Here is a 599-nt window from a genome sequence, read left to right as displayed (position 1 = left end):
ATGTCCAAGCTGAGCGGCTGGCTCACCCCCGAGGCCCGCGCCACCTGGGAGGCGGTGCTGGCCAAGCTGGCCGCGCCAGGGATGTGCAACCCCGACGACCAGACACCGATCGCCGAGGGCGCCCCGAGCGACGAGGCGGTGCAGCGTGACACCCGCAGCGCCGCGCAGCGCAACCACGACGGCCTCAACGCCGCGCTAAGGGCAATGCTTTGCAGCGCCAACCTGGGTCAGCACAACGGATTACCCGCGGCCATCGTCGTGACCACCACGCTCAATGACCTCGAGTCCGCCGCCGGCAAAGCCCTCACCGCCGGGGGCACCCTGCTGCCGATGTCCGACGTGATCCGGCTGGCCCGCCACGCCCACCACTATCTGGCCGTCTTCGACAAGGGCAACGCGCTGGCGCTGTATCACGCCAAGCGCCTGGCCTCACCGGGGCAACGAATTGTCTTGTACGCCAAGGACCGTGGCTGCTCGGCCCCGGGCTGCGACGTGGCCGGCTACTACTGCGAAGTCCACCACGTCCAGGACTGGGCCAGCACCCACCGCACCGACATCGACCAACTCACCCTGGCCTGCGGACCCCACCACCGCCTCCT

At 69.6% G+C, this 599-nt stretch carries 1 protein-coding gene; it reads left to right on the top strand.

All coding sequences use genetic code 11. The annotated features are described in order from the left end of the window. A partial coding sequence (locus A5773_RS17695) for an HNH endonuclease signature motif containing protein (protein ID WP_156744872.1) occupies positions 1–599 on the top strand: 599 nt, incomplete at both ends.

The organism is Mycobacterium sp. 852014-52450_SCH5900713 (assembly GCF_001667075.1).
Taxonomy (GTDB): domain Bacteria; phylum Actinomycetota; class Actinomycetes; order Mycobacteriales; family Mycobacteriaceae; genus Mycobacterium.
The sequence above is the reverse complement of the archived record's forward strand: the minus strand, read 5'-3'. Positions and strand labels throughout refer to the sequence as shown.